Source organism: Nocardia sp. NPDC004573 (assembly GCF_053602135.1).
In genome coordinates this window covers 582,099-601,704 of the sequence record NZ_JBSGDA010000001.1, presented here as the reverse complement: position 1 = coordinate 601,704, position 19,606 = coordinate 582,099, and the positions used below count along the sequence as shown (strand labels likewise).

Sequence of the window (19,606 nt, the reverse complement as noted above, 5' to 3'; positions counted from 1 at the left end):
GGACAACTTCCCCAGCCTACTCGGGCGGCCCCTACGGCCGTGCGCAGCGGCCCCGACTATCCGCCTGCCCGCGCCGCGCGGACGTCAGCGGCCCGGGCCCTCACGCCTCGCGGACCAGCTCCACGAACATGCGGTGCACCCGCAGATCGCCGGTCACTTCGGGATGGAACGACGTAGCCAGCACGTTGCCCTGCCGGACCGCGACGATCCGGCCCGCCGCCGGGCCGGTCGGCACCGTGGCCAGGACCTCGACGTTCGCGCCGGCCCGCTCGACCCACGGCGCCCGGATGAACACCGCGCGCACCGGGCCGCCGGCCACCCCGGCGAACGGCAGATCGGTTTCGAACGAGTCGACCTGGCGGCCGAACGCGTTGCGCCGCACCGTCATATCGATGCCGGACAGATGCTCGGCGTCCGGGCGGGTATCGAGCACCTCCGAGGCGAGCAGGATCATGCCCGCGCAGGAACCGAATGCGGGCATGCCGTCGCGCAGCCGCGCGCGCAGCGGTTCCAGCAATTCGAAGGCCTGCAGCAACTTACTGATCGCGGTCGACTCGCCGCCGGGCAGCACGAGCGCGTCCACGGCCGCTAGTTCCGCCTCGCGCCGGACCAGCACCGGCTCGGCGCCACAACGGGCGAGCGCGGCGACGTGCTCCCGGACGTCGCCTTGCAGCGCGAGCACGCCGATGGTGGGACGGGACTGCTCCGGTCCGGTGTCGGCGGCGGGTGCGGCGACCGAGGTAGCGTTCACGCCGGAAAGCTTACGAGCCCTGCCGATGTGGGCCCGCTCACGGCCGCCTGCCACGCGTACCTCATCGCAGCCCGGGTCAATCCTCGCGCAGCGTCCGGATCAGACCTTCCTGCACCACGGCGGCGACCAGCTTGCCCGACGTGGTGAAGATCTTGCCGCCGGTCAGGCCCCGGCCGAATCCCGCGGACGGCGAGGACTGGTCGTAGAGCAGCCACTCGTCGGCGCGAAACGGCCGCAGGAACCACATCGCGTGATCGAGCGAGGCGTTCTGGGTCGGCTCGCCGGGATGGATGACCTTCGAGGAACCCAGCAAAGTCATGTCGCTCATGTAGGCGAGGGTGCAGACGTGCACCAGCGGATCGTCGGGCAACGGGTGCCGGTAGCGGAACCACACCTGCTGCTGGGAGACCACGCCGTCGCGGCGGGACACGTTTTCCTGCGGGACCATGCGGATGTCCCAGTGCTCCCACTCGCGCATCGCCCACAGCCGTTCGGGCGACATCGTGGTGCTCGCGTCGGGCAGATCATCCGGCATCGGAACGTCGGGCATGACGTCCTGGTGCTCCGGCCCCTGGTCACCGACGTGGAACGACGCCGACATGGTGAATATCGCGGCACCGTCCTGGATGCCGGTGACCCGCCGGGTGCAGAACGAGCGGCCGTCGCGGATGCGCTCGACCTGGTAGACGGTCGGCTCCTGCGGATTGCCCGGCCGCAGGAAGTAGCCGTGCAGCGAGTGCACTTGGAATCGAGGTTCCACCGTCCGCACCGCGGACACGAGCGCCTGGCCGGCAACCTGGCCGCCGAACGTGCGCGGAAGCTGGGTCTTGGTGGACGCGCCACGGAAGATGTCCCGCTCCAGCCGCTCTATCTCCAGCGCCTCTTCGATTGTCGCCATGCGCTGAGATTATCCCGGCCGCTCACGGCGTCACCGGTCGGCCGCCGGTGAACGCCCGGCAACGCCCACGCTCCCCCGGGCCGTCCCGATTTTGCTGAGATGGACCGGTGCCACACTTTCTGCCCATCACACCCGACATCCTCGTCGAGCGGGTGGCCCGTCCCGTCCTGACCGCGACCTCGCATACGGTGATCGCCGTCGACGGCGCGGACGCGGCCGATCCGGTGGCGCTCGCCGGGCGGATCGTCGCAGCGCTGCGCGACGCGGGCCGGTCGGCCGACGTGGTCTCCCTGCACGACTACGTCCGACCCGCCTCATTGCGCATGGAGTTCGGGCGCACCGACGAGATGTCCTATCGCACCGCCTGGTTCGACTATGCCGCGCTGCGCCGCGAAGTGATCGATGCGCTCCGCGGCCACGGCCGGTGGCTGCCCGCCCTCTGGGACGAAGCCGCCGACCGGTCCGCGCGCGCCGCGATCCGGACGGCGTTGCCCGCGACCACCCTCGTCGTCGCGGGCCCGATGCTCGCGGGCCGCCGTCTCGACGCCGACGTGACCGTTCGGCTGGACCTGTCGGAAGCCGCACTCCACCGCCGCACCTCGCCCGAGGCACAGTGGACCATTCCCGCCCTCCTGCGCCACGACGCCGAGCACCCTTTCACGCCGACCTTCTTCGTCCGCTGGGACCACTCTGATCGACCGGCGCTTCGAGTCGACGACAACCAGGTGGACTAGGTGTGCCGTCCCTGCCTGTTCTCGCCCGGTCGATGAGCGTTCACGAAGCGGATCAGATTGTCGAATGCGCATAGGAACGTATCGACATGTGACTTCTCCGACCTCGGTCACACCAGTCGATGTCCCCCGTCCGCGTGCAGGACGGTGCCGGTGATGAAGGGATTGCGCATCACCCCGAGCATCGCCTGCGCGATATCGGAGGGTCGGCCGATGCGACCGACGGGCAGGCGGGCGGCGAGTTGCTGGTGACGTTCGGTCTTCGCGGGCCCCGCGATGGTGTCCCAGATCGGGGTGTCCACCCATCCGGGTGCGATCACATTGACCCGGACCGGCCCGAGTTCGAGGGCCAGGGCGTAGGCCAGCGAGGCGAGAGCGCCGTTGACGGCCGCCACCATGGCGCCACCCGGCGCCGGCCGGTAGGCCGCGACGCCGGAGGTGAAGGTCACCGAGCCGCCGGGGACCACCCGGGCGTGCTTGGCAAGCAGCGTGGGGCCGATCAATTTGGACGACAGCAGGTTCCGAGCCAGATCGGGGTCGAACCCGGCCAGCGGCTGGTACGCGCCGGTGACGTCGGCCGCGGTGGTGACGACGTGATCGACCGGCTCCCGCTCGGTGAACAAACGCTCGAGGTCTGCTTCGCGCGTGATGTCCGCGATCGCCGAACGCACCGTGCCCGGCCCCGCGGGCAGGGTGCGCTCCGCCGCGGCCAGCCGTTCTGCCGAACGACCAGCGATGGTGACCTCCGCGCCCTCGGCGATCAGTGCGGCCGCCAGCGCCAGTCCCATGCCGGAGCTGCCGCCAACGACGACGACACGTTCGGGTGTTGTCCTGCTTGCTGTCATGGCTCCAGCCGACCATCGCGGCGGCCGAGTGTCCATGTCGCGCTGCCGAATACGCCTTAGCCCGGGCCTAACGCCGCAGGCCGGCAGGCCGATCCGGGGGCAAGGGGCGGCCTACTTCACCGCCGCCTTCCGCCCGTCAGGGGGTGCAGGCCGGGGATTGCTGGTTCAAGTTGGCCAGGGCTTGGCAAGCCCAGGCCTTCTGCACCTTCCACTTGCCGCCGTCCAGCACGAACGGAACGTCGACCTGGTTCTCCTGCCCGTTGATGGTGAACTTGGCCTGGGCGGTGACGCTGTCGCCGAAGGCCGTCACTCCGGTGACCACCGCCGTGGCGTTCGCCTGCCGGAACGCTTCGGCCAAACGGTTGGGCAGGCCGGGGTCGGCTTCGATGCCCTGCACGGAGTCGAGCTTCTGCTCGTTCGGCACCGCGGGGTCGAGCGCCTTCTGCAACATGGCGTTGAGCTCGTCGGCGGTGGGCGCGGCGGGCATGGTCACGGTCGGCGAGGCGCCGACTGTCGCGCGAGTGGACTTGGGCGAGTCGCTCTTGTCGTCGCTGCCGCAGGCGGCGAGACTCAGGGCGGCCACGAGGGCCAGTCCCGCTGCTGCGATGCGTCCGGTCTTGAGAAGCTTCAACTGTTCGTCCTTTGCGCTCGGATCGATCCGACGGTGAGAGGGCGCGAAATGGCCGGGACGGCCATCGAATGGCGAAGCTACTGAGCATGATTGTGAGAACCATGAGACGACCTTGCGGCCGCCGTAAGAGTTGAACCTAGCACCGGAAGCGGGCCGCGCGGCCTATTGAGCCGACAGTTCGCCCGTCAGCGCGGCGACCAGCGCCGCGACGCCGGGATCGCGCACCGCCGCGCGCCAGGCGACCGCGTAGGTCACCCGCAGTGGCGCGCCGCGCAGCGGCCGCCAGACCAGGCCGGGCAGCCCGTCCACGCGCGACGAGCCGAGCCCGATCACGTCGGGCCGGAACGGCAGCACCGCGAGCATCTGCGCATGCCCCATCGCGCTGTCGCTCAGGCGTACCCGGGCGCCGTTGGCTGCGAGCGTGCGCAACAGCGAATCATGCAGGCCGGCGGCGGATTCGCGCGCGAACAAGATCAGCTCGTAACCGCTGAGCTCGGCCGGGTCGAGCAGTGCCGCGCTCGCGAGGGGATGCCGCTCGGACATCACCACGCCCAGTTCCTCGCGGGCCACCGCGCGTTGCGCGAAGCGTTCGGGCAGCTCCACCGGGGTGCGAAGGAGCGCCAAGTCGACTTCGTCGTCGTCGAGCAAGCGCACCTGATCGGCGGTGGTCCCACCGGTGAGCACCGAGCGGGCGCCCGGTAGCGCGGCGGTGAGCAGGCGATCGATACGTGCGGGCAGCCACGGCGGGACGCCGTTCAACAGTCCCAGGCGCAGCACCGGGGCGCCGGCCGCGGCGGCGCGCCTGGTCTGCCGGACCGCGTCGTCCATCGCGCGCAGCGCGTCCTTGCCGGTGCGCAACAGCACCGTGCCCGCGGCCGTCAGCTCCACCCGCGGCTCCCGGATCAGCAGTGGACCGCCCAGCTCCCGCTCCAGCGCCTTGATCTGCTGACTCAGCGTGGGCGTCGAGATGAACAATCGCTCCGCGGCCCGGCGGAAGTGCAACTCCTCCGCCAGAACCACGAAGTACCGCAGCTGCCGCAACTCCACGCGGCAGACGCTACCGGCCGGAAATCACCACCCGCGCTCGGCCAGGCGGTGCGGCTGGGCGATCTCCTCGACGTTGATGCCGACCATGGCCTCGCCCAGCCCGCGCGACACCTTGGCCAGCACGTCCGGATCGTCGTAGAAGGTGGTGGCCTTGACGATGGCGGCGGCGCGCTGGGCCGGGTTGCCGGACTTGAAGATGCCCGATCCCACGAAGACGCCCTCGGCGCCGAGCTGCATCATCATCGCGGCGTCGGCGGGGGTGGCGATGCCGCCCGCGGTGAACAACACGACCGGAAGCTTGCCGGTCTCGGCGATCTCGCGGACCAGCTCGTAGGGCGCCTGCAGCTCCTTGGCCGCGACGAACAGCTCGTCCTCGGGCAGCGACGACAGCCGGCGGATCTCCTGCCGGATCTTGCGCATGTGCGTGGTCGCGTTGGACACGTCACCGGTGCCTGCCTCGCCCTTGGAGCGGATCATGGCCGCGCCCTCGGTGATCCGGCGCAGTGCCTCACCGAGATTGGTGGCGCCGCAGACGAACGGCACGGTGAAGTTCCACTTGTCGATGTGGTTGGCGTAGTCGGCGGGGGTGAGCACCTCGGACTCATCGATGTAGTCGACACCGAGGCTCTGCAGGATCTGCGCCTCCACGAAGTGGCCGATCCGGGCCTTCGCCATGACCGGAATGGAGACCGCCGAGATAATGCCGTCGATCATGTCGGGATCGCTCATCCGGGACACGCCGCCCTGGGCACGGATGTCGGCGGGCACCCGCTCCAGCGCCATCACCGCGACCGCGCCGGCGTCCTCGGCGATCTTGGCCTGCTCCGGCGTGACGACGTCCATGATCACCCCACCCTTGAGCATCTCGGCCATGCCGCGCTTGACGCGGGCGGTACCGACGGTCTGGGTGGTCTCAGGGGTGGTCACGGCAAACTCCTCCAGGCATGTGCGCCAATCGATCACTCGGGTCGAACGCCACGATTCTAGGTGGCCGCAAAAGGCCACTTGATAGCCAGTTGGAGCGCACTGGCCTGGTGTGATCTGGGTTATGGCGCCCTATGCCGGGAGGGCGCGGCAAGCGCGCTGTCCCGGCGCCGTACTGGACTGCCCGGCGCGCGCCGGGCGCCGGATCACAGCGGGCCGACCACCAGCAACGTTGCCCAATACTCCGCCGCCGCGGGACCGATCAGCGGCAACAGGAAATCGAACAGCAGGTACGACATGAACCAACTACCTCCACAACGAGCAGGAACGCCCCGCCATCAGCGGGACCACGACACCGAGATGGCATGCGTCCCTGTCAGCAGTACCCTCCGGCGCCCCGAATCATCGCGACGGTAGCACGATCGTGAAACACATCACACCCGTTCTGCTGCCGGTCAACGGATGGAACGGACCTCCGGATCGACGGTCCCCGAAGCCGCCTCGGCCGCTTCGGCGAGCAGCTCGTCCAGGTGATACGGGTAGACCGTCTCGCCGGAGCGGTCCAGCGCGGCTATATCGGCCGCGGTACACCATCGGTGCCCGGTGATGGAGCGACGTTCGATCAGGGTCTGATTCGCCGCGTGCGGTTCGAAACCCCGCGCTCGCAGCGCGAAGAACAATTCCTCGGAGCGGATCAGCTCACCGTCGAACGGGAAGACCGCGACGCGCCGCCAGATCGGGCCGCGCAAGTCGGCCGGATCCGCGCGGTACCCGGTCTCCTCGTACAGTTCCCGCACCGCCGCCGTGCGCAGGCTCTCCCCCGGCTCCACGCCGCCGCCGACGGTGAACCAGAACGACACCTCCGGCGTCTTCGGGTCGTTGCCGCGCATCAGCAGGGTCCGGTCGTTCTCGTCGAACAGCACGACCCGCGCGGTGGTGCGGATGGTGTCGACCGCCAGCCCCGTAGACGCAGCGGGGGTGGCGCGCTCGGTGATCTCGAAATAGGACGGCAGCGGCGCGGTACCCCCGAGATGCAGGATCCGGACCGGGCGGCGCGTGCGCAGCGCCAGCGTGTCGCGCACCGCGTCGTTGTGGAAGCGCCGGGCGATCAGCACCCGGGCCTCGGCGTCGGCCAGTTCGGCGACCAACTGCGGGCGCAGCGTGCCGATGTCCACCGCCGACAACGCGGAGGACAGCCGGTTCTCCACGGTCTCGCGTTCGGTGCGACCGGCGCGCTCGGCCCGGTCCGCGAGTGCCGACAGCTGTCTGGCCTGTTCCGTCATGGCCGGGTCGGACACCGGGCCCGCGATCGCCATCGCGACCGACCGGGCCACCACCGCCCGCCGGGCCAGCGCCGCGTCGAGCGCCTGCCAGGACTGGTCGGAGCGCACGTGCAGCCGGTCGAGCCGGTTGGCGGTGGAGTACGCCCACAGACCGATCGCAACGACGACCGCGGCGATCAGCGCGAGCACCAGCACCGTCGTCGCGGAGAAGGTGATCATCCGGCGGCCCGCACTCTCGTGTCGCCGACGGTCACCGTCTCGTAGACGCGCAGGATCTGTTCGGCCACCACCGGCCAGTCGTATTCGCCGACCACCTGCGTCGCGGTGTGCACCAGAGATTCTCTGCGCACCTCGTCGGTGAGCACGGTGTGCAGCGCGGCCGCCAGGGCCGCCGAATCACCGACCGGCACCAGCATCCCCGCCGTGCCGTCCCGCAGCACCCGACGGAAGGCGTCGAGTTCGCTGGCCACGACCGCGGTGCCCGCCGCCATCGCCTCGATCAGGATGATGCCGAAACTCTCCCCGCCCAGATTGGGTGCGACATACACGTCGGCGCTCCGCATCGCCGAAGCCTTCTCCTCGTCGGACACCTGGCCGAGGAAGCGCAGGTGCCCGGACAGCTCGCCCGCTTCGCGGCGCAGCCGATCCTCGTCGCCGCGGCCCACGATCAGGATCTCGACCTCGGGATGCCTGCGCACCAACTCGGGCAGTGCGCCGAGCAGCACGTCCATGCCCTTGCGCGGCTCGTCGTAGCGTCCCAGGAACAGCACCGTCCCGCCGGTGCGCGGATAGCCGGGCAGCATCGGCGCGCGGGCGAACGCCGGGACGTCGACGCCGTTGGGAATCTCCACCGCGTCCGAGCCCAGTGCCTCGACCTGCCAGCGGCGCGCCAGCTCGGACACCGCGATGCGGCCGGCGATCTTCTCGTGATACGGCCGCAGCACGCCCTGGAAAGTGCTCAGCACCAAGGATTTCGTCGTCGAGGTGTGGAACGTCGCGACGATCGGGCCCTCGGCGATCTTCAGCGCGAGCATGGACAGACTCGGCGCGTTCGGTTCGTGGATGTGCAGCACGTCGAAGTCGTTGCCGTCGATCCAGCGGCGGATCCGAGCATAGGCCATGGGCCCGAACGACAACCGGGCCACCGACCCGTTGTAGGGGATCGCCACCGCGCGGCCCGCCGACACCACGAATTCCGGCAGCGGCGTGCCCTCGGACGCGGGGGCCAGGACGCTCACTTTGTGCCCGCGTTCGAGGAATACCCGCGCAAGTTCGACCACATGCGCCTGCACCCCGCCGGGGACGTCGAACGAATAGGGGCAGACCATGCCGATCTTCATGGCGATTCGTCCCCCTGCTCGGCCTTGATGCTCGCCTGGGCGGTGGCGATCCTGGCGCGGCGCTGGGCCGACAGATCGCTTTCCCACAATGGTTGCAGCATGTGCCAATCCGCGGGATGCTCGGCGATATTCGCCGCGAAAAGATCCGCCAACGCCTGGGTAGCCGCCGCTACCCCACCGGAAACATCTACCGGCGCTTCGACTTTCAGCCCCCAGTCCTCACGGCCGTCGGCGTCGACCTCGAACCAGGCGTGTACCGGCAGCAACGCGGCACCGGTCTCGATGGCCAGTCTTGCCGCGCCTGCCGGCATCCAGGTGCGCTCACCGAAGAACTCGACGGGGACGCCTTTGCCGGTGAGATCGCGTTCGCCCATCAAGCACACGATCTTGTTCTGCCGCAGGCGCGCCGCCAACTGTCCGAACGGCGGTTGCTCACCGCCGGTCAGTGGGAACACCTCGAAGCCGAGGCTCTCCCGATAGGCGACGAACCGCTCGAACAGCGATTCGGGCTTCAGCCGCTCGGCCACAGTGGTGAGGCCGCCGTAGTGTTGCACCAGCCAGACGCCCGCCATGTCCCAGTTGCCGGAGTGCGGGAGCACGAAGACCACGCCCCGGCCCTCCGCGAGCGCGGCATCGAGATGCTCCAGCCCGTCGACGTAATAGTCGATCGCGGCATGGTCCATCGTGGGCAGCCGGAACGCCTCCCGCCAGTATCGGGCGTAGGACCGCATGCTCGCGCCGATCAGGTCGTCCGGCACGTCCGCCGGAAGCACGCCGAGCACACGGGCCAGATTGCGCCGCAATTGATTCGGCGCGCCGCCCGCGTGGAATTCCCGGTTGGCCCGCCGGGCGACACGGTCGGCGCCCCATTCGAACAGTCGCCGGGCCGTCGGCTCCGGCAGCGCGCGCACCAGCCGCCATCCCGCCGCGTAACCGGCGGCGCCGATCTGCTCCCCGATAGTCATCCGCACTCCCGCAACGCGAATCCGCAATCCGTCGTCCCCACTGTCCGGACGCCACCGTGCATCGGTCGGCGTCCGGTCCCGGGTGGGATCACGACGGAAGTCCTGTGGTGCCCGCTGTTCCGGCGCTCGGGCTCTGCGGGCGGCCGGCCGGGATCACGGCGCGCGCCCCCGGTGAGTTGCGCACGGCCAGCACCCGCTGACCGACGGTGACGATACTGAGCACCGCGAGGATCCACATGGCGACGTGCACGGCGTAGGTGAGCCACTCGATGCCCCAGTAGCCGCCGATCCCGGTGAATCCAGCGCCCACCAGCACGATGATCAGCCGGTCCGGACGCTCGATGATGCCGCCGTCCGCGGACAGCCCACTGGCCTCGGCGCGCGCCTTGGCATAGGAGATCACCTGCGAGGTCACCAGGACGACGAGCGTCGCTGCGAACAGCGGCTTGTGCTGCTCGTGGAAGACCGCCCACCAGGCCAGCCCGGCGAAGATGGCGCCGTCGGCCAGCCGGTCGCAGGTGGCGTCCAGCACCGCGCCGTATTTCGTGCCGCCGCCGCGCGCTCTGGCCATGGCTCCGTCGAGCATGTCGAACATGACGAACAACCAGATCACCATGGTTCCCCAGAACAGGTGTCCGGTCGGGAAGAGCGTGACCGCCGCGACGATGGAGGCGGTCGTGCCGATCAGCGTCATGGCGTCGGGGGTGAGTCCCGTGCCGACCAGCGCCCGGCCCAGCGGAGCCGTCGCCTTGGCGAACGTCTCGCGGCCGAAGAAGCTCAGCACGGCCGCTCCGCCCGGTCGCTCATCTACGTCTCCTTCCAGGCCGCCGAGAGCAGCGCCCTGGTCTCCCGCAGCAGTTGCGGCATGACCTTCGCCCCGCCGATGACGGTGATGAAGTTCGCGTCGCCACCCCAGCGCGGCACGATGTGCTGGTGCAGGTGGTCGGCCAGCGACCCCCCGGCCACGCCGCCGAGATTCAGCCCGACGTTGAAGCCGTGCGGCCGGGACACCTTCTTCATCACCCGGATCGCCTGCTGGGTGAAGGTCATCAGCTCGGCGCTCTCCGCCGCGGTGAGGTCCTCCAGGTTCGCCACCTTGCGGTAGGGCACCACCATCATGTGCCCCGGGTTGTACGGGTACAGGTTGAGCACGGCGTACACCAACTCGCCCCGGGCGACGACCAGCCCGTCCTCATCCGACATCTTCGGGATGTCGGTGAAGGGGTGTCCGGTCGAATCCTTGGCACTGGTGGCGGCCTCCGCGATGTAGGACATCCGGTACGGCGTCCACAGGCGCAGCAACCGATCCGGTTCCCCTGCGCCGGCGTCCACGATGCTGCCCGGCTCGGCCGAGGCAGCGGTGCCGTCCAGATCCGCGAGCCCGTCCGGCACCGTACGCTCGCTCATGCCCCACCCTTGTTCGCCGGTCGAATCACGAAACCCTCGGCCGTCGGCGACGCGTTCTCCCGATGGGCGATCCACGCGACGATGGTGGCCACCGCGTCGTCGACCGGCACGCCGTTGACCTGGGTGCCGTCGCGGAAGCGGAAGCTCACGGCGTTCGCGTTCACGTCGCGCTCACCGGCGAGCAGCATGAACGGCACCTTTTGGGCGGTGTTGTTGAAGATCTTCTTCTGCATCCGGTCGTCGCTGCGATCCACTTGCGCGCGCACGCCCGCGTCCTGCAACCGCTCGATCACCCGGTCCAGGTGCGCCGCGAAAGCTTCCGCGACCGGGATGCCCACGACCTGCACCGGCGACAGCCACGCCGGGAACGCGCCCGCGTAGTGCTCGGTGAGCACACCGAAGAAGCGCTCGATCGAGCCGAACAGCGCCCGGTGGATCATGACCGGCCGCTGCTTGGTGCCGTCGGAGGCGGTGTACTCCAGATCGAAACGCTCGGGCAGGTTGAAGTCCAGCTGGATGGTCGACATCTGCCAGGTGCGACCGAGCGCGTCCTTGGCCTGCACGGAGATCTTCGGGCCGTAGAAGGCGGCGCCACCTGGATCGGGCACCAGTTCCAGACCGGAGGCCGAGGCGACCTTCGACAGGGTCTCGGTGGCCTCCTCCCAGATCTCGTCGGAACCGACGAACTTCTTCGGGTCCTTGGTGGACAGCTCGAGGTAGAAGTCGTCGAGGCCGTAATCCTTCAGCAGATCCAGCACGAACCGCAGCGTGTCGGTCAGTTCGCTGTGCATCTGCTCTTTGGTGCAGTAGATGTGCGCGTCGTCCTGCGTCATGCCGCGCACCCGGGTCAGGCCGTGCACCACGCCGGACTTCTCGTACCGATAGACCGAGCCGAACTCGAACAGCCGCAGCGGCAGCTCCCGGTACGACCGGCCGCGGGCACGGAAGATCAGGTTGTGCATCGGGCAGTTCATCGGCTTGACGTAGTAGTCCTGGCCGGGCTTGCGGACGGTGCCGTCCTCGTTGAGTTCGGCGTCCAGGTGCATCGCCGGGAACATGCCGTCGCGGTACCAGTCCAGGTGGCCGGAGACCTCGAACAGATGTCCCTTGGTGATGTGCGGGGTGTTGACGAACTCGTAGCCCGCCGCGACGTGCCTGCGGCGCGAGTACTCCTCGAGTTCCTTGCGGATGATGCCGCCCTTGGGGTGGAACACCGGCAGGCCGGAACCGAGTTCGTCGGGGAAGCTGAACAAGTCCAGTTCCAGGCCGAGTTTGCGGTGGTCGCGGCGCTCGGCTTCGGCGAGCAGGTGCAGGTGCGCGTCGAGCGCCTCCTGCGATTCCCACGCGGTGCCGTAGACGCGCTGCAGGTCCTCGCGGCTCTGGTCACCACGCCAGTAGGCCGCCGAGCTGCGGGTCAGTTTGAAGGCCGGGATGAACTTGGTGGTCGGGATGTGCGGGCCGCGGCACAGATCGCCCCAGATCTTCTCGCCGGTGCGCGGATCCAGGTTGTCGTAGATGGTCAGCTCTTTGCCGCCGACTTCCATGACCTCCGGGTCGTCGATGCCCGACTTGTCGCTGATCAGCTCCAGTTTGAACGGCTCCCCGGCCAGCTCGGCCCTGGCCTCCTCGACCTCGACCACCCGGCGGGAGAACCGCTGCGCGCCTTTGACGATCTTCTTCATCCGGGATTCCAGCTTGGCCAGATCCTCCGGGGTGAACGGCCGCTCGACGCGGAAGTCGTAGTAGAACCCGTCCTTGATGTACGGGCCGATGCCCAGCTTCGCACCGGGGAACTCCTGCTGCACCGCCTGGGCGAGGACGTGCGCGGCGGAGTGCCGGATCACGTTGCGGCCGTCGGGGGTGTTCGCCGCCACCGGCTCCACGTCGACGTCCGCGTCCGGGGTCCACGACAGGTCCTTCAGTTCACCGTCCACCCGGACGACGACGACGGTGTCCGGCCCCTTCGTCGGCAGTCCCGCCTCACGCACCGCGGCGCCCGCCGTCGTCCCGGCCGGCACCCGTACGAGGGCGACTGGGCTGATGGCGGCTGAGGTGGTCACGGCTGCGCTCTCCTTGGCGTTCTCGGGTGCGGGCTGGGTCCCGCTCGATGGTGGCCGATCGCATGTTCGTCCGGCGCGACCATGCTACTGTCCCGCGGCGCCGACCCGTCCCGCCGGGTTTTCGGCCGTACGAGTCGGGTGGCGTGAGATTTGCGTTCGAGTCCCCGCCGGGTGGTCCGGCGCTGCGGGCATACCGGGCGAGTCACGGGCGCGGCGGTGAAGCCGGCTGTCACCCGGCCGGTCGTCAGTTCTCGGCGGCGAGGCCCGCGAGCAGGGCGATTCGTTCGGCGGCGGGGCGTTTCGGACAGCTGGTGCACATCTCGCAGCCAGGAACTTCGAACACCAGACAGCAGGAGATGCGCCGCACGAATGTGCGTCCGCCGATCTCGACGAAGCGCGGAACCGGCAGTTTGCCGCCGATCTCGGCGGCCAGCCGTGCCCCCGCGTCGGCGGACCCCGCGTCGAGCGCGCGGTTGCCGATCGCGTCGGCGACGATCGCCCACAAGGACGGCACACCGGCACCCGATACTCGGGCGACCGGTGGGATGACGGTCGCGAGCGTCTCGTGCAGGGCCGCCGCACCACCGCCGGGGCGACCGCCCCCTGGGATGCGCACGCGCTCGATGCCGCCATCGGGGCGAACCTCGCAGTCCAGGCGCTCCAGCGCGGCTTCGGGGGCGGCCTCGTCGTGCGCGTACGCCCGCGCGATCTGCTCCACCAGAGCGGAGGCGACCATGCACCACCACAACGTGCCCGCGATGCGCGGCGACGTGGTGCCCCAGGAACGGCCCATCTCACCGATACGCGCCGCCAGCCATTCCGGTTGGGTGAGCATGCGCCCCGCAACGGTGGTCACCGTTGCAGGGGGCTGCGCAGCCATTCCCATTCGACTCCGATCCAACTACCCACGAGCCCGAAGGTTCCCAATATCCACAGTGTCGCCACGACCAGCGCGGCGGTGCCGACAGCACCGGCCACCTGCACGGCTCGGCCCTGCCGGGAGTACCAGTCCATCAATTGCCGGTACCGGTCCCGCAGCCAGCCCAATGCCCTACGCGCCCAAGCGAATTCCGTGGCGAGGATGCCGAGCCCGGCGAACACGATCGCCCAGCCGGGACCGGGATAGGGGATCGCGAGCACCCCGACCGCGAGCACGGCCACACCGATGACGGCGACCATGATCCGGTAGCCGAGATACAGCGTAGGTCGTCGCTCGAGCCCGGCTCGGAAGGCGCGCCAGCGGGTCGGGCGATCGTCCGAGCTCGTTTCCAGGTCTGCGGTCACGTGCCCCAGGATACGAGCAGTCCGGCATACCGAACCGTCTCCGGATACGGCGATCCCGCCCGGGCACGCCACCCGGGCGGGATCACTCGTCCGGCCTCGATCACACGAGTTCGGCAGCGGGCTGATGGCCCGCGTCATCGATGTGCGCGATCCCGTTCTCGGTCACCTCGACCACCCGGGCGCTGGCGATGTCGAAGAACAGGCCCGACACCGTCACGCCGCGCTCGGCCACCGCCTTGCGCACCGCCGGATGCCGGTGCAATACCTCCAGCTGCACCGCCACGTTCACCATGGCCAGCTGATCGACCTCGCCGAAACCGGCTTCCCGCGCGGCGGCCGCGACCGGATGGCCCGTGCGGAATCGCTCCAGGCTCGGTCGCGCATGCGCGAGCCAGGGGTCCACACCGGGCACCTCGGCGCCGGTGTGCAGCGCCTTCATCGCACCGCAGGAGGAATGCCCGCAGACGACGATGGAGCGGACGTTCAGCTGTTCGAGTGCGAACACCAGTGCGGCCTCCACCGACGCGTCGCCCTCCGCGGGGGCCAGATTGCCCACGTTGCGGACGGTGAACAGGTCGCCCGGTCCGCTGTTGGTGATGATGTTCGGCACGATCCGCGAGTCCGAGCAGGTCAGGAAGAACGAGTCCGGGTCCTGCTGGTCGCGCAGCTCGTCCAGGTGCGGCCGGACGACGTGCGCGTGGCTGCGGTGGTAGGCCGCGACGCCCGCCGCGACCGGGTTGGCGGGCCGATCGTCGCGCCGCCACGGGCCGAGGATCTCGTCCCAGACCGAGCGCGCGAAGCTGCGCGCGGGCGGCTGCGCCCCGGCGTTGGCCATCCTGGCCCCGCCGATCTCCACGAAATCGACGCTGCCTCCGTTGTTCACCTGCTGGCGGGCGAACTCCTCGATGGCCTCGAACGCCGCGTGATCCAGGTAGTCGACCGTCATCTCCACCGTGACGTCGGCTCCCGGAGGGATCATGGCGAACTGCGCCGACAGCTTCGGCAGTGCGAGGAAGGTGGCCGAGCCGTCGATGGTGACCAGCCAGCGCTGGGTACCGGGAACCTGTTCGGCCTTGACCGCCACCCGGACCACCCGCCACAGCAGCAGGCCGAAAGCCAGGCCCAGACCGATCAGCACGCCCTCGAGCAGGTTCAAGAACACCACACCGAGCACCGTCACGGCGTAGACCAGCAGGTCGCCGGTGCGCCGGGCCAGTTTGATGTGGGCCAGTTTGACCAGCTGCGTGCCGATCACGATGAGCAGACCGGCCAGCGCGGCCTTCGGGATCTGCTCCACCACGGAGACCAGCGCCACGGAGAACACGAGCACCCAGACGCCGTGCAGCACCGCGGAGGCGCGGCTGTGCGCACCCGCCTGCACGTTGGTGGCGCTGCGCACGATGACGCCGGTGACCGGCAGGCCGCCGAGCAGGCCGGACAGCACGTTCGCCGAGCCCTGGCCGATCAACTCGCGGTCGAAGTCGGTCCGCTTGCGCGAGTGCATCTTGTCCACGGCCACCGCGGACAGCAGGCTCTCCACGCTGGCGATCAGGGCGATGGTGAGGATGGCCAGGACCAGACCCGACCAGTCGCCGCGCGGCAGGGCGGGCAGGCCGATGGCGTCGAACAGCGAGCCGTTGAGCACGATGCGCTCGGCATCGAGCGGCAGCACCAGCGACAACACCGTACCGACGAGCACCGCGACCAGCGGGCCGGGCACGGCGCGCACTCGGGCGGGCAGGTACTTCCAGCCGACCATGATCGCGATCACCACCGCGCCGATCAGCGCGCCGCCTCCGTGCAGGGACAGCAGCTGACCGGGCAGTTCCACGATGTTGCGCCAGGCCGAGCTGTGCGAGGAACCACCGAGCAGCACATGGATCTGCTGCAGCGCGATCGTGATGCCGATACCGGCCAGCATCGCGTGCACCACCACGGGCGCTACGGCGAGCGCCGCCCTGGCCACCCGGCTGAGCCCGAGCAGAATCTGCAGGACACCGGCTGCGAAGACGATGAAACACGTAGTGCGCCAGCCGAATTGGTTGATCGTCTCGGCAACGACCACGGTGAGGCCCGCGGCAGGGCCGCTCACCTGGAGGACCGACCCGCCGAGCGTGCCGACGACGATGCCGCCGATCACGGCGGCGATGAGCCCGGCGGCGACGGGGGCTCCGGACGCGATCGCGATGCCTAGCGAAAGCGGCAGCGCGACAAGGAAAACCACGATCGAGGACGGCAGGTCGTGGCGGAGGATATCGGAGAAGCGATCGGACAATGGTCCGGAACTGCGGCCCGAGCCCATGGGTGCGGGCAGTGACGGTGGCGGGGCCAAATCGTGATCGATAGCCATGACTCTCCTTCGCCGACTCGGCTGATTCGCCGAGGTCGGTTGACGATCAACATGTCCAGCAGGGCACAAGACCGCGAACCGGCATCTCGCGGTGAAGCAGTCCCGACACAGCGATGAGTCGAGATGTAAACGAGTACAAGTGTATTGGTAAAGACTTAGCAAAGCCTGAGAACTTCGCCGATTGTGTGGCATTCCCCACTGTCCCGTCGTCGTCATCACCGTGACCTACTGCACAATGCCCAGGTCACGCCGTTTCCGCCGCGATCAGGCGGCCTTCGTCGCCGAACTCCGCGATGCCGTCGACCATGACCTCGATCACCCGGGCTGTGGCGAGGTCGAAGAACAATCCGGACACCGCCACGCCTCGTTCCTCGACTCCCCGGCGCACGACCGGGTGCGCGTGCAGCGTCTCCAGTTGCACCGCGACGTTCACCATGCCCAGCTGGTCCACCGGCCCGAACCCCGCCACGGCCGCCGCGGTGGCCACCGGATGTCCCAGCCGATAGCGCTCCAGGCTCGGCCGCGCGTGCGCCAGCCAATCGCCGAGCCCTTCCCCCGCCCGCTCCTCGCGGTGCAGCGCCTCCATAGCCCCGCAACCGGAGTGACCGCAGACCACGACCGCGCGCACGTCGAGTCGCTCGAGCGCGTAGATCAGGGCCGCCTCCACCGAGACGTCCCCGCCGCGCGCCGGCACGATATTGCCCACGTTGCGGACGGTGAACAGGTCGCCAGGTCCGCTGTTGGTGATGACGTTCGGCACGATCCGCGCGTCCGCGCAGGTGAGGAAGAACGAGTCGGCGTCGTGCCGATGGCGCAGTTTGTCCAGATGCGGGCGCAGCACGTGGGCGTGGCCGCGGTGATAGGCCGCGATGCCCGCCGCGATGCGGTCCTCCCGATCACCCGACCGCCGCCACGGCCCGATCACCTGGTCGATGACCTGCCGGAAGTGCCCGCGCTCGGGCGGCCCGGCCAAGACGGTGGCCATCCGCGCGCTGCCGAGTTCAGCGAATTGCACCGTCGCGCTGGACGATTCGCGCTCGCGAGCCCATTCGGTGAGGTACTCGTGCGTGGCATGGTCCAGGAAGTCGACGGTCATCTCGACGGTCACGTCGGCGCCGGTGGGGACTTTAGCCAGTTCCGCGGTCAACTTCGGCAAGGCCAGGAAGGTGCAGGTGCCGTCGATGGTGACCACCCATCGGCGCGCGCCGGCAACCGGCGCCGCGACGATTGTCACGCGCACCACCCGCCACAGCAGCAGCGCGAAGGCCAGCACCAGCCCGATCACCATGCCCTGCAACAGGTTCAGGAACACCACGCCCAGCACCGTTGCCAGGTAGACGTACATCTCACCGGCCCGCCTGGCCAGCCGGATGTGCGCCAGTTTGATCAGTTGTACGCCGACGAAGATGAGCAGTCCGGCCAGGGCGGCGGTCGGGATCTGCCGAACCAGCCCGGCCAGCGCGACCGCGAACAGCAAGATCCAGATTCCGTGCAGCACCGTCGCCGCCCGGCTGCGGGCGCCGGCGGTCGCGTTCGTGATGCTGCGCACGATGACCCCCGCGATCGGCAGGCCGCCGAGCAGGCCGGACACGACGTTGGCCGATCCCTGCCCGATCAGCTCCCGGTCGAAGTCGGTGCGGTGGCCCGGCCGCATCTTGTCCACCGCGACGGCCGACAACAGGCTCTCGATGCTCGCGATGAGGGCGATCGTCACCATGGTCGTGGCGACCGCCGCCGGGCCGCCGGAGGGAATGCCGGGCAGGCCCAGCGCGTCCGCCAACGAGCCGTTCAGCACGATGCGCTCGACGTGCGCGGGCAGCACCAGCGCCAGCAGGGTGGCGGCGACCACCGCGACGAGCGGGCCGGGCACCACCCGCCCCCGCCGCGGCACGAAGCGCCACGCGGCCAGGATGCCGATCACGACGAGTCCGACGACCAGGTCGCCCGTGCGCACCGACATCAGCTGGTGGGGCAGGGCGACCAGCGCCGCGAACGACGAACTCAGCGAGTCCCCACCCAGCAGGACATGGACCTGTTGCAGCGCGATCACCACGCCGATGCCCGCCAGCATGCCGTGCACGACCACCGGTGCGATGGCCAGCGCGGCCCTGGCGACCCGGCTCAGCCCGAACAGGATCTGCAGCATGCCCGCACCGACGGTGATGAAACAGGTTGCCGCCCAGCCGAACTGGTGCACACTCTCGGCGACGACCACGGTGAGGCTCGCGGTGGGCCCGCTGACCTGGATCGCGGAACCGCCGAGCAGTCCGGCCACCATGCCGCCGACCGCGGCGGCGATCAGGCCCGCCGCGACCGGAGCGCCGGAGGCCACCGCCACCCCGAGCGAAAGAGGTAGGGCGACCAGGAAAACCACGATGGAAGCGGGCAGATCGGCACGGCCGATGACGGCCAGTCGATCGGCCATGTTCACGTGCGGCGACGTCCGTGGTGCGAAATCGGTGTCGGTGGACATATTTTCTCCTTCGCCAGGGTGGTGGCCCCGGTTCATCGGTCAAACATGTTCTTGGCATCGAAAGCGAGCGGCGGGCGAAGTGCGGGCCGTCGGCGGAAACACGACCATGAGGCAGCAGTCGGCACGATAGTAAAGACTTCGCAAAGCGTGCGGAAAGATTTCCGGTCCGAAGACGACAACCGCTACCATAATGTGATCCAGGTCACAGCGCAACATCGAGGAGCGTCCGCGTCATCGGAGTGACGTGAAGCCGAGAAAGCGCCGACCGGCGCGGAGAAGAAAGAAGACCGGGCAGCGACTGCACCGGTCTCGTTTGCGAAAGTGGTCCCAGCTGGGATCGAACCAGCGACCTTCCGCGTGTGAGGCGGACGCTCTCCCGCTGAGCTATGAGACCTTACGGGTTCCGGCGGCTGGGATGCCCTCCGGACGAGACGAAACATTAGCACGCGCCACCGGCGGTTCACCAAATCGCCATCCGGGCAGGGACGGTGCAGCGCCGCCCTCCGCCGAGCGACGGCCGCATACCCCCGAGGCTCTCGGAGAAGGACTGGACGCGTCACGACCCGTCCAGCCGGGCGGCCCACTCCGCACCCCGACCATCGAGACTCAGGACGGAA

At 69.3% G+C, this 19,606-nt stretch carries 17 protein-coding genes and 1 tRNA gene; 1 reads left to right on the top strand and 17 read right to left on the bottom strand.

Features of this window, described 5'->3' with window-relative positions; all coding sequences use genetic code 11:
• Positions 1-100 precede the first annotated feature (100 nt).
• Together pdxT and ACWEKR_RS02965 are read right to left on the bottom strand one after the other, a co-directional pair.
• A complete protein-coding gene (pdxT, locus tag ACWEKR_RS02970; protein ID WP_452352989.1) occupies positions 101-751 on the bottom strand; it encodes a pyridoxal 5'-phosphate synthase glutaminase subunit PdxT in 651 nt (216 codons plus the stop codon).
• A 76-nt stretch (positions 752-827) separates the two neighbouring features.
• The gene (locus ACWEKR_RS02965; RefSeq protein ID WP_452352988.1) at positions 828-1,649 is read right to left on the bottom strand and encodes an acyl-CoA thioesterase; all 822 of its coding nucleotides are present in this window, start codon (positions 1,647-1,649) and stop codon (positions 828-830) included.
• A gap of 107 nt (positions 1,650-1,756) precedes the next feature.
• Here ACWEKR_RS02965 and ACWEKR_RS02960 point away from each other — a divergent pair, with 107 nt between their 5' ends.
• On the top strand, positions 1,757-2,383 hold the full coding sequence (locus tag ACWEKR_RS02960; RefSeq protein WP_452352987.1) for a hypothetical protein: 627 nt from the start codon (positions 1,757-1,759) through the stop codon (positions 2,381-2,383).
• 107 nt (positions 2,384-2,490) lie between these two features.
• Here the strand turns inward: ACWEKR_RS02960 and ACWEKR_RS02955 are convergent, their stop codons facing one another.
• The 15 genes from ACWEKR_RS02955 to ACWEKR_RS02885 form a co-directional block, all read right to left on the bottom strand.
• Positions 2,491-3,225, bottom strand: coding sequence for an SDR family oxidoreductase (locus ACWEKR_RS02955; protein WP_452352986.1), 735 nt, complete (start codon positions 3,223-3,225; stop codon positions 2,491-2,493).
• Between the two features lie 136 nt (positions 3,226-3,361).
• A complete protein-coding gene (locus tag ACWEKR_RS02950) occupies positions 3,362-3,856 on the bottom strand; it encodes a hypothetical protein (protein WP_452352985.1) in 495 nt (164 codons plus the stop codon).
• A gap of 162 nt (positions 3,857-4,018) precedes the next feature.
• A complete protein-coding gene (locus tag ACWEKR_RS02945; RefSeq protein ID WP_452352984.1) occupies positions 4,019-4,903 on the bottom strand; it encodes a LysR family transcriptional regulator in 885 nt (294 codons plus the stop codon).
• A 24-nt stretch (positions 4,904-4,927) separates the two neighbouring features.
• Positions 4,928-5,830 carry a pyridoxal 5'-phosphate synthase lyase subunit PdxS gene (gene pdxS, locus ACWEKR_RS02940; protein ID WP_195083648.1) on the bottom strand — a complete coding sequence of 301 codons (903 nt, stop codon included), beginning with the start codon at positions 5,828-5,830 and terminating at the stop codon, positions 4,928-4,930.
• 452 nt (positions 5,831-6,282) lie between these two features.
• A complete protein-coding gene (locus ACWEKR_RS02935; protein ID WP_452353097.1) occupies positions 6,283-7,326 on the bottom strand; it encodes an NUDIX hydrolase in 1,044 nt (347 codons plus the stop codon).
• Positions 7,326-8,450, bottom strand: a complete 1,125-nt coding sequence (locus ACWEKR_RS02930; protein WP_195083649.1) for a glycosyltransferase family 4 protein — start codon at positions 8,448-8,450, stop codon at positions 7,326-7,328. Before ACWEKR_RS02930 ends, ACWEKR_RS02935 begins: the two co-directional genes overlap by 1 nt.
• On the bottom strand, positions 8,447-9,415 hold the full coding sequence (locus ACWEKR_RS02925) for a phosphatidylinositol mannoside acyltransferase (RefSeq protein WP_452352983.1): 969 nt from the start codon (positions 9,413-9,415) through the stop codon (positions 8,447-8,449). Before ACWEKR_RS02925 ends, ACWEKR_RS02930 begins: the two co-directional genes overlap by 4 nt.
• An 88-nt stretch (positions 9,416-9,503) precedes the next feature.
• Positions 9,504-10,199, bottom strand: a complete 696-nt coding sequence (pgsA, locus tag ACWEKR_RS02920; RefSeq protein ID WP_452352982.1) for a phosphatidylinositol phosphate synthase — start codon at positions 10,197-10,199, stop codon at positions 9,504-9,506.
• Between the two features lie 23 nt (positions 10,200-10,222).
• On the bottom strand, positions 10,223-10,822 hold the full coding sequence (locus tag ACWEKR_RS02915; protein WP_195083652.1) for an HIT family protein: 600 nt from the start codon (positions 10,820-10,822) through the stop codon (positions 10,223-10,225).
• Complete coding sequence (thrS, locus tag ACWEKR_RS02910; protein WP_452352981.1) at positions 10,819-12,882, bottom strand: threonine--tRNA ligase; 2,064 nt, start codon at positions 12,880-12,882, stop codon at positions 10,819-10,821. Before thrS ends, ACWEKR_RS02915 begins: the two co-directional genes overlap by 4 nt.
• A gap of 244 nt (positions 12,883-13,126) precedes the next feature.
• The gene (locus tag ACWEKR_RS02905; RefSeq protein WP_452352980.1) at positions 13,127-13,738 is read right to left on the bottom strand and encodes a (2Fe-2S)-binding protein; all 612 of its coding nucleotides are present in this window, start codon (positions 13,736-13,738) and stop codon (positions 13,127-13,129) included.
• Positions 13,735-14,166 carry a TIGR02611 family protein gene (locus tag ACWEKR_RS02900; RefSeq protein WP_452352979.1) on the bottom strand — a complete coding sequence of 144 codons (432 nt, stop codon included), beginning with the start codon at positions 14,164-14,166 and terminating at the stop codon, positions 13,735-13,737. Before ACWEKR_RS02900 ends, ACWEKR_RS02905 begins: the two co-directional genes overlap by 4 nt.
• Positions 14,167-14,266: 100 nt before the next feature.
• A complete protein-coding gene (locus tag ACWEKR_RS02895; protein WP_452352978.1) occupies positions 14,267-16,516 on the bottom strand; it encodes a solute carrier family 23 protein in 2,250 nt (749 codons plus the stop codon).
• 244 nt (positions 16,517-16,760) lie between these two features.
• Positions 16,761-18,989: a SulP family inorganic anion transporter gene (locus ACWEKR_RS02890; RefSeq protein ID WP_452352977.1), complete on the bottom strand. Its 2,229-nt coding sequence runs from the start codon at positions 18,987-18,989 to the stop codon at positions 16,761-16,763.
• Positions 18,990-19,311: 322 nt separating this feature from the next.
• Positions 19,312-19,383: transfer RNA gene (locus ACWEKR_RS02885), tRNA-Val, on the bottom strand.
• Between the last annotated feature and the right edge of the window lie 223 nt (positions 19,384-19,606).

What these genes read in the sequence shown, in the direction of transcription:
- ACWEKR_RS02965 (WP_452352988.1), bottom strand. Translation starts at nt 1,649, where the DNA reads ATGGCGACAATCGAAGAGGCGCTGGAGATAGAGCGGCTGGAGCGGGAC.
- ACWEKR_RS02955 (WP_452352986.1), bottom strand. Translation starts at nt 3,225, where the DNA reads ATGACAGCAAGCAGGACAACACCCGAACGTGTCGTCGTCGTTGGCGGC.
- ACWEKR_RS02930 (WP_195083649.1), bottom strand. Translation starts at nt 8,450, where the DNA reads ATGAAGATCGGCATGGTCTGCCCCTATTCGTTCGACGTCCCCGGCGGG.
- ACWEKR_RS02925 (WP_452352983.1), bottom strand. Translation starts at nt 9,415, where the DNA reads ATGACTATCGGGGAGCAGATCGGCGCCGCCGGTTACGCGGCGGGATGG.
- ACWEKR_RS02915 (WP_195083652.1), bottom strand. Translation starts at nt 10,822, where the DNA reads ATGAGCGAGCGTACGGTGCCGGACGGGCTCGCGGATCTGGACGGCACC.
- ACWEKR_RS02895 (WP_452352978.1), bottom strand. Translation starts at nt 16,516, where the DNA reads ATGGCTATCGATCACGATTTGGCCCCGCCACCGTCACTGCCCGCACCC.
- ACWEKR_RS02890 (WP_452352977.1), bottom strand. Translation starts at nt 18,989, where the DNA reads ATGTCCACCGACACCGATTTCGCACCACGGACGTCGCCGCACGTGAAC.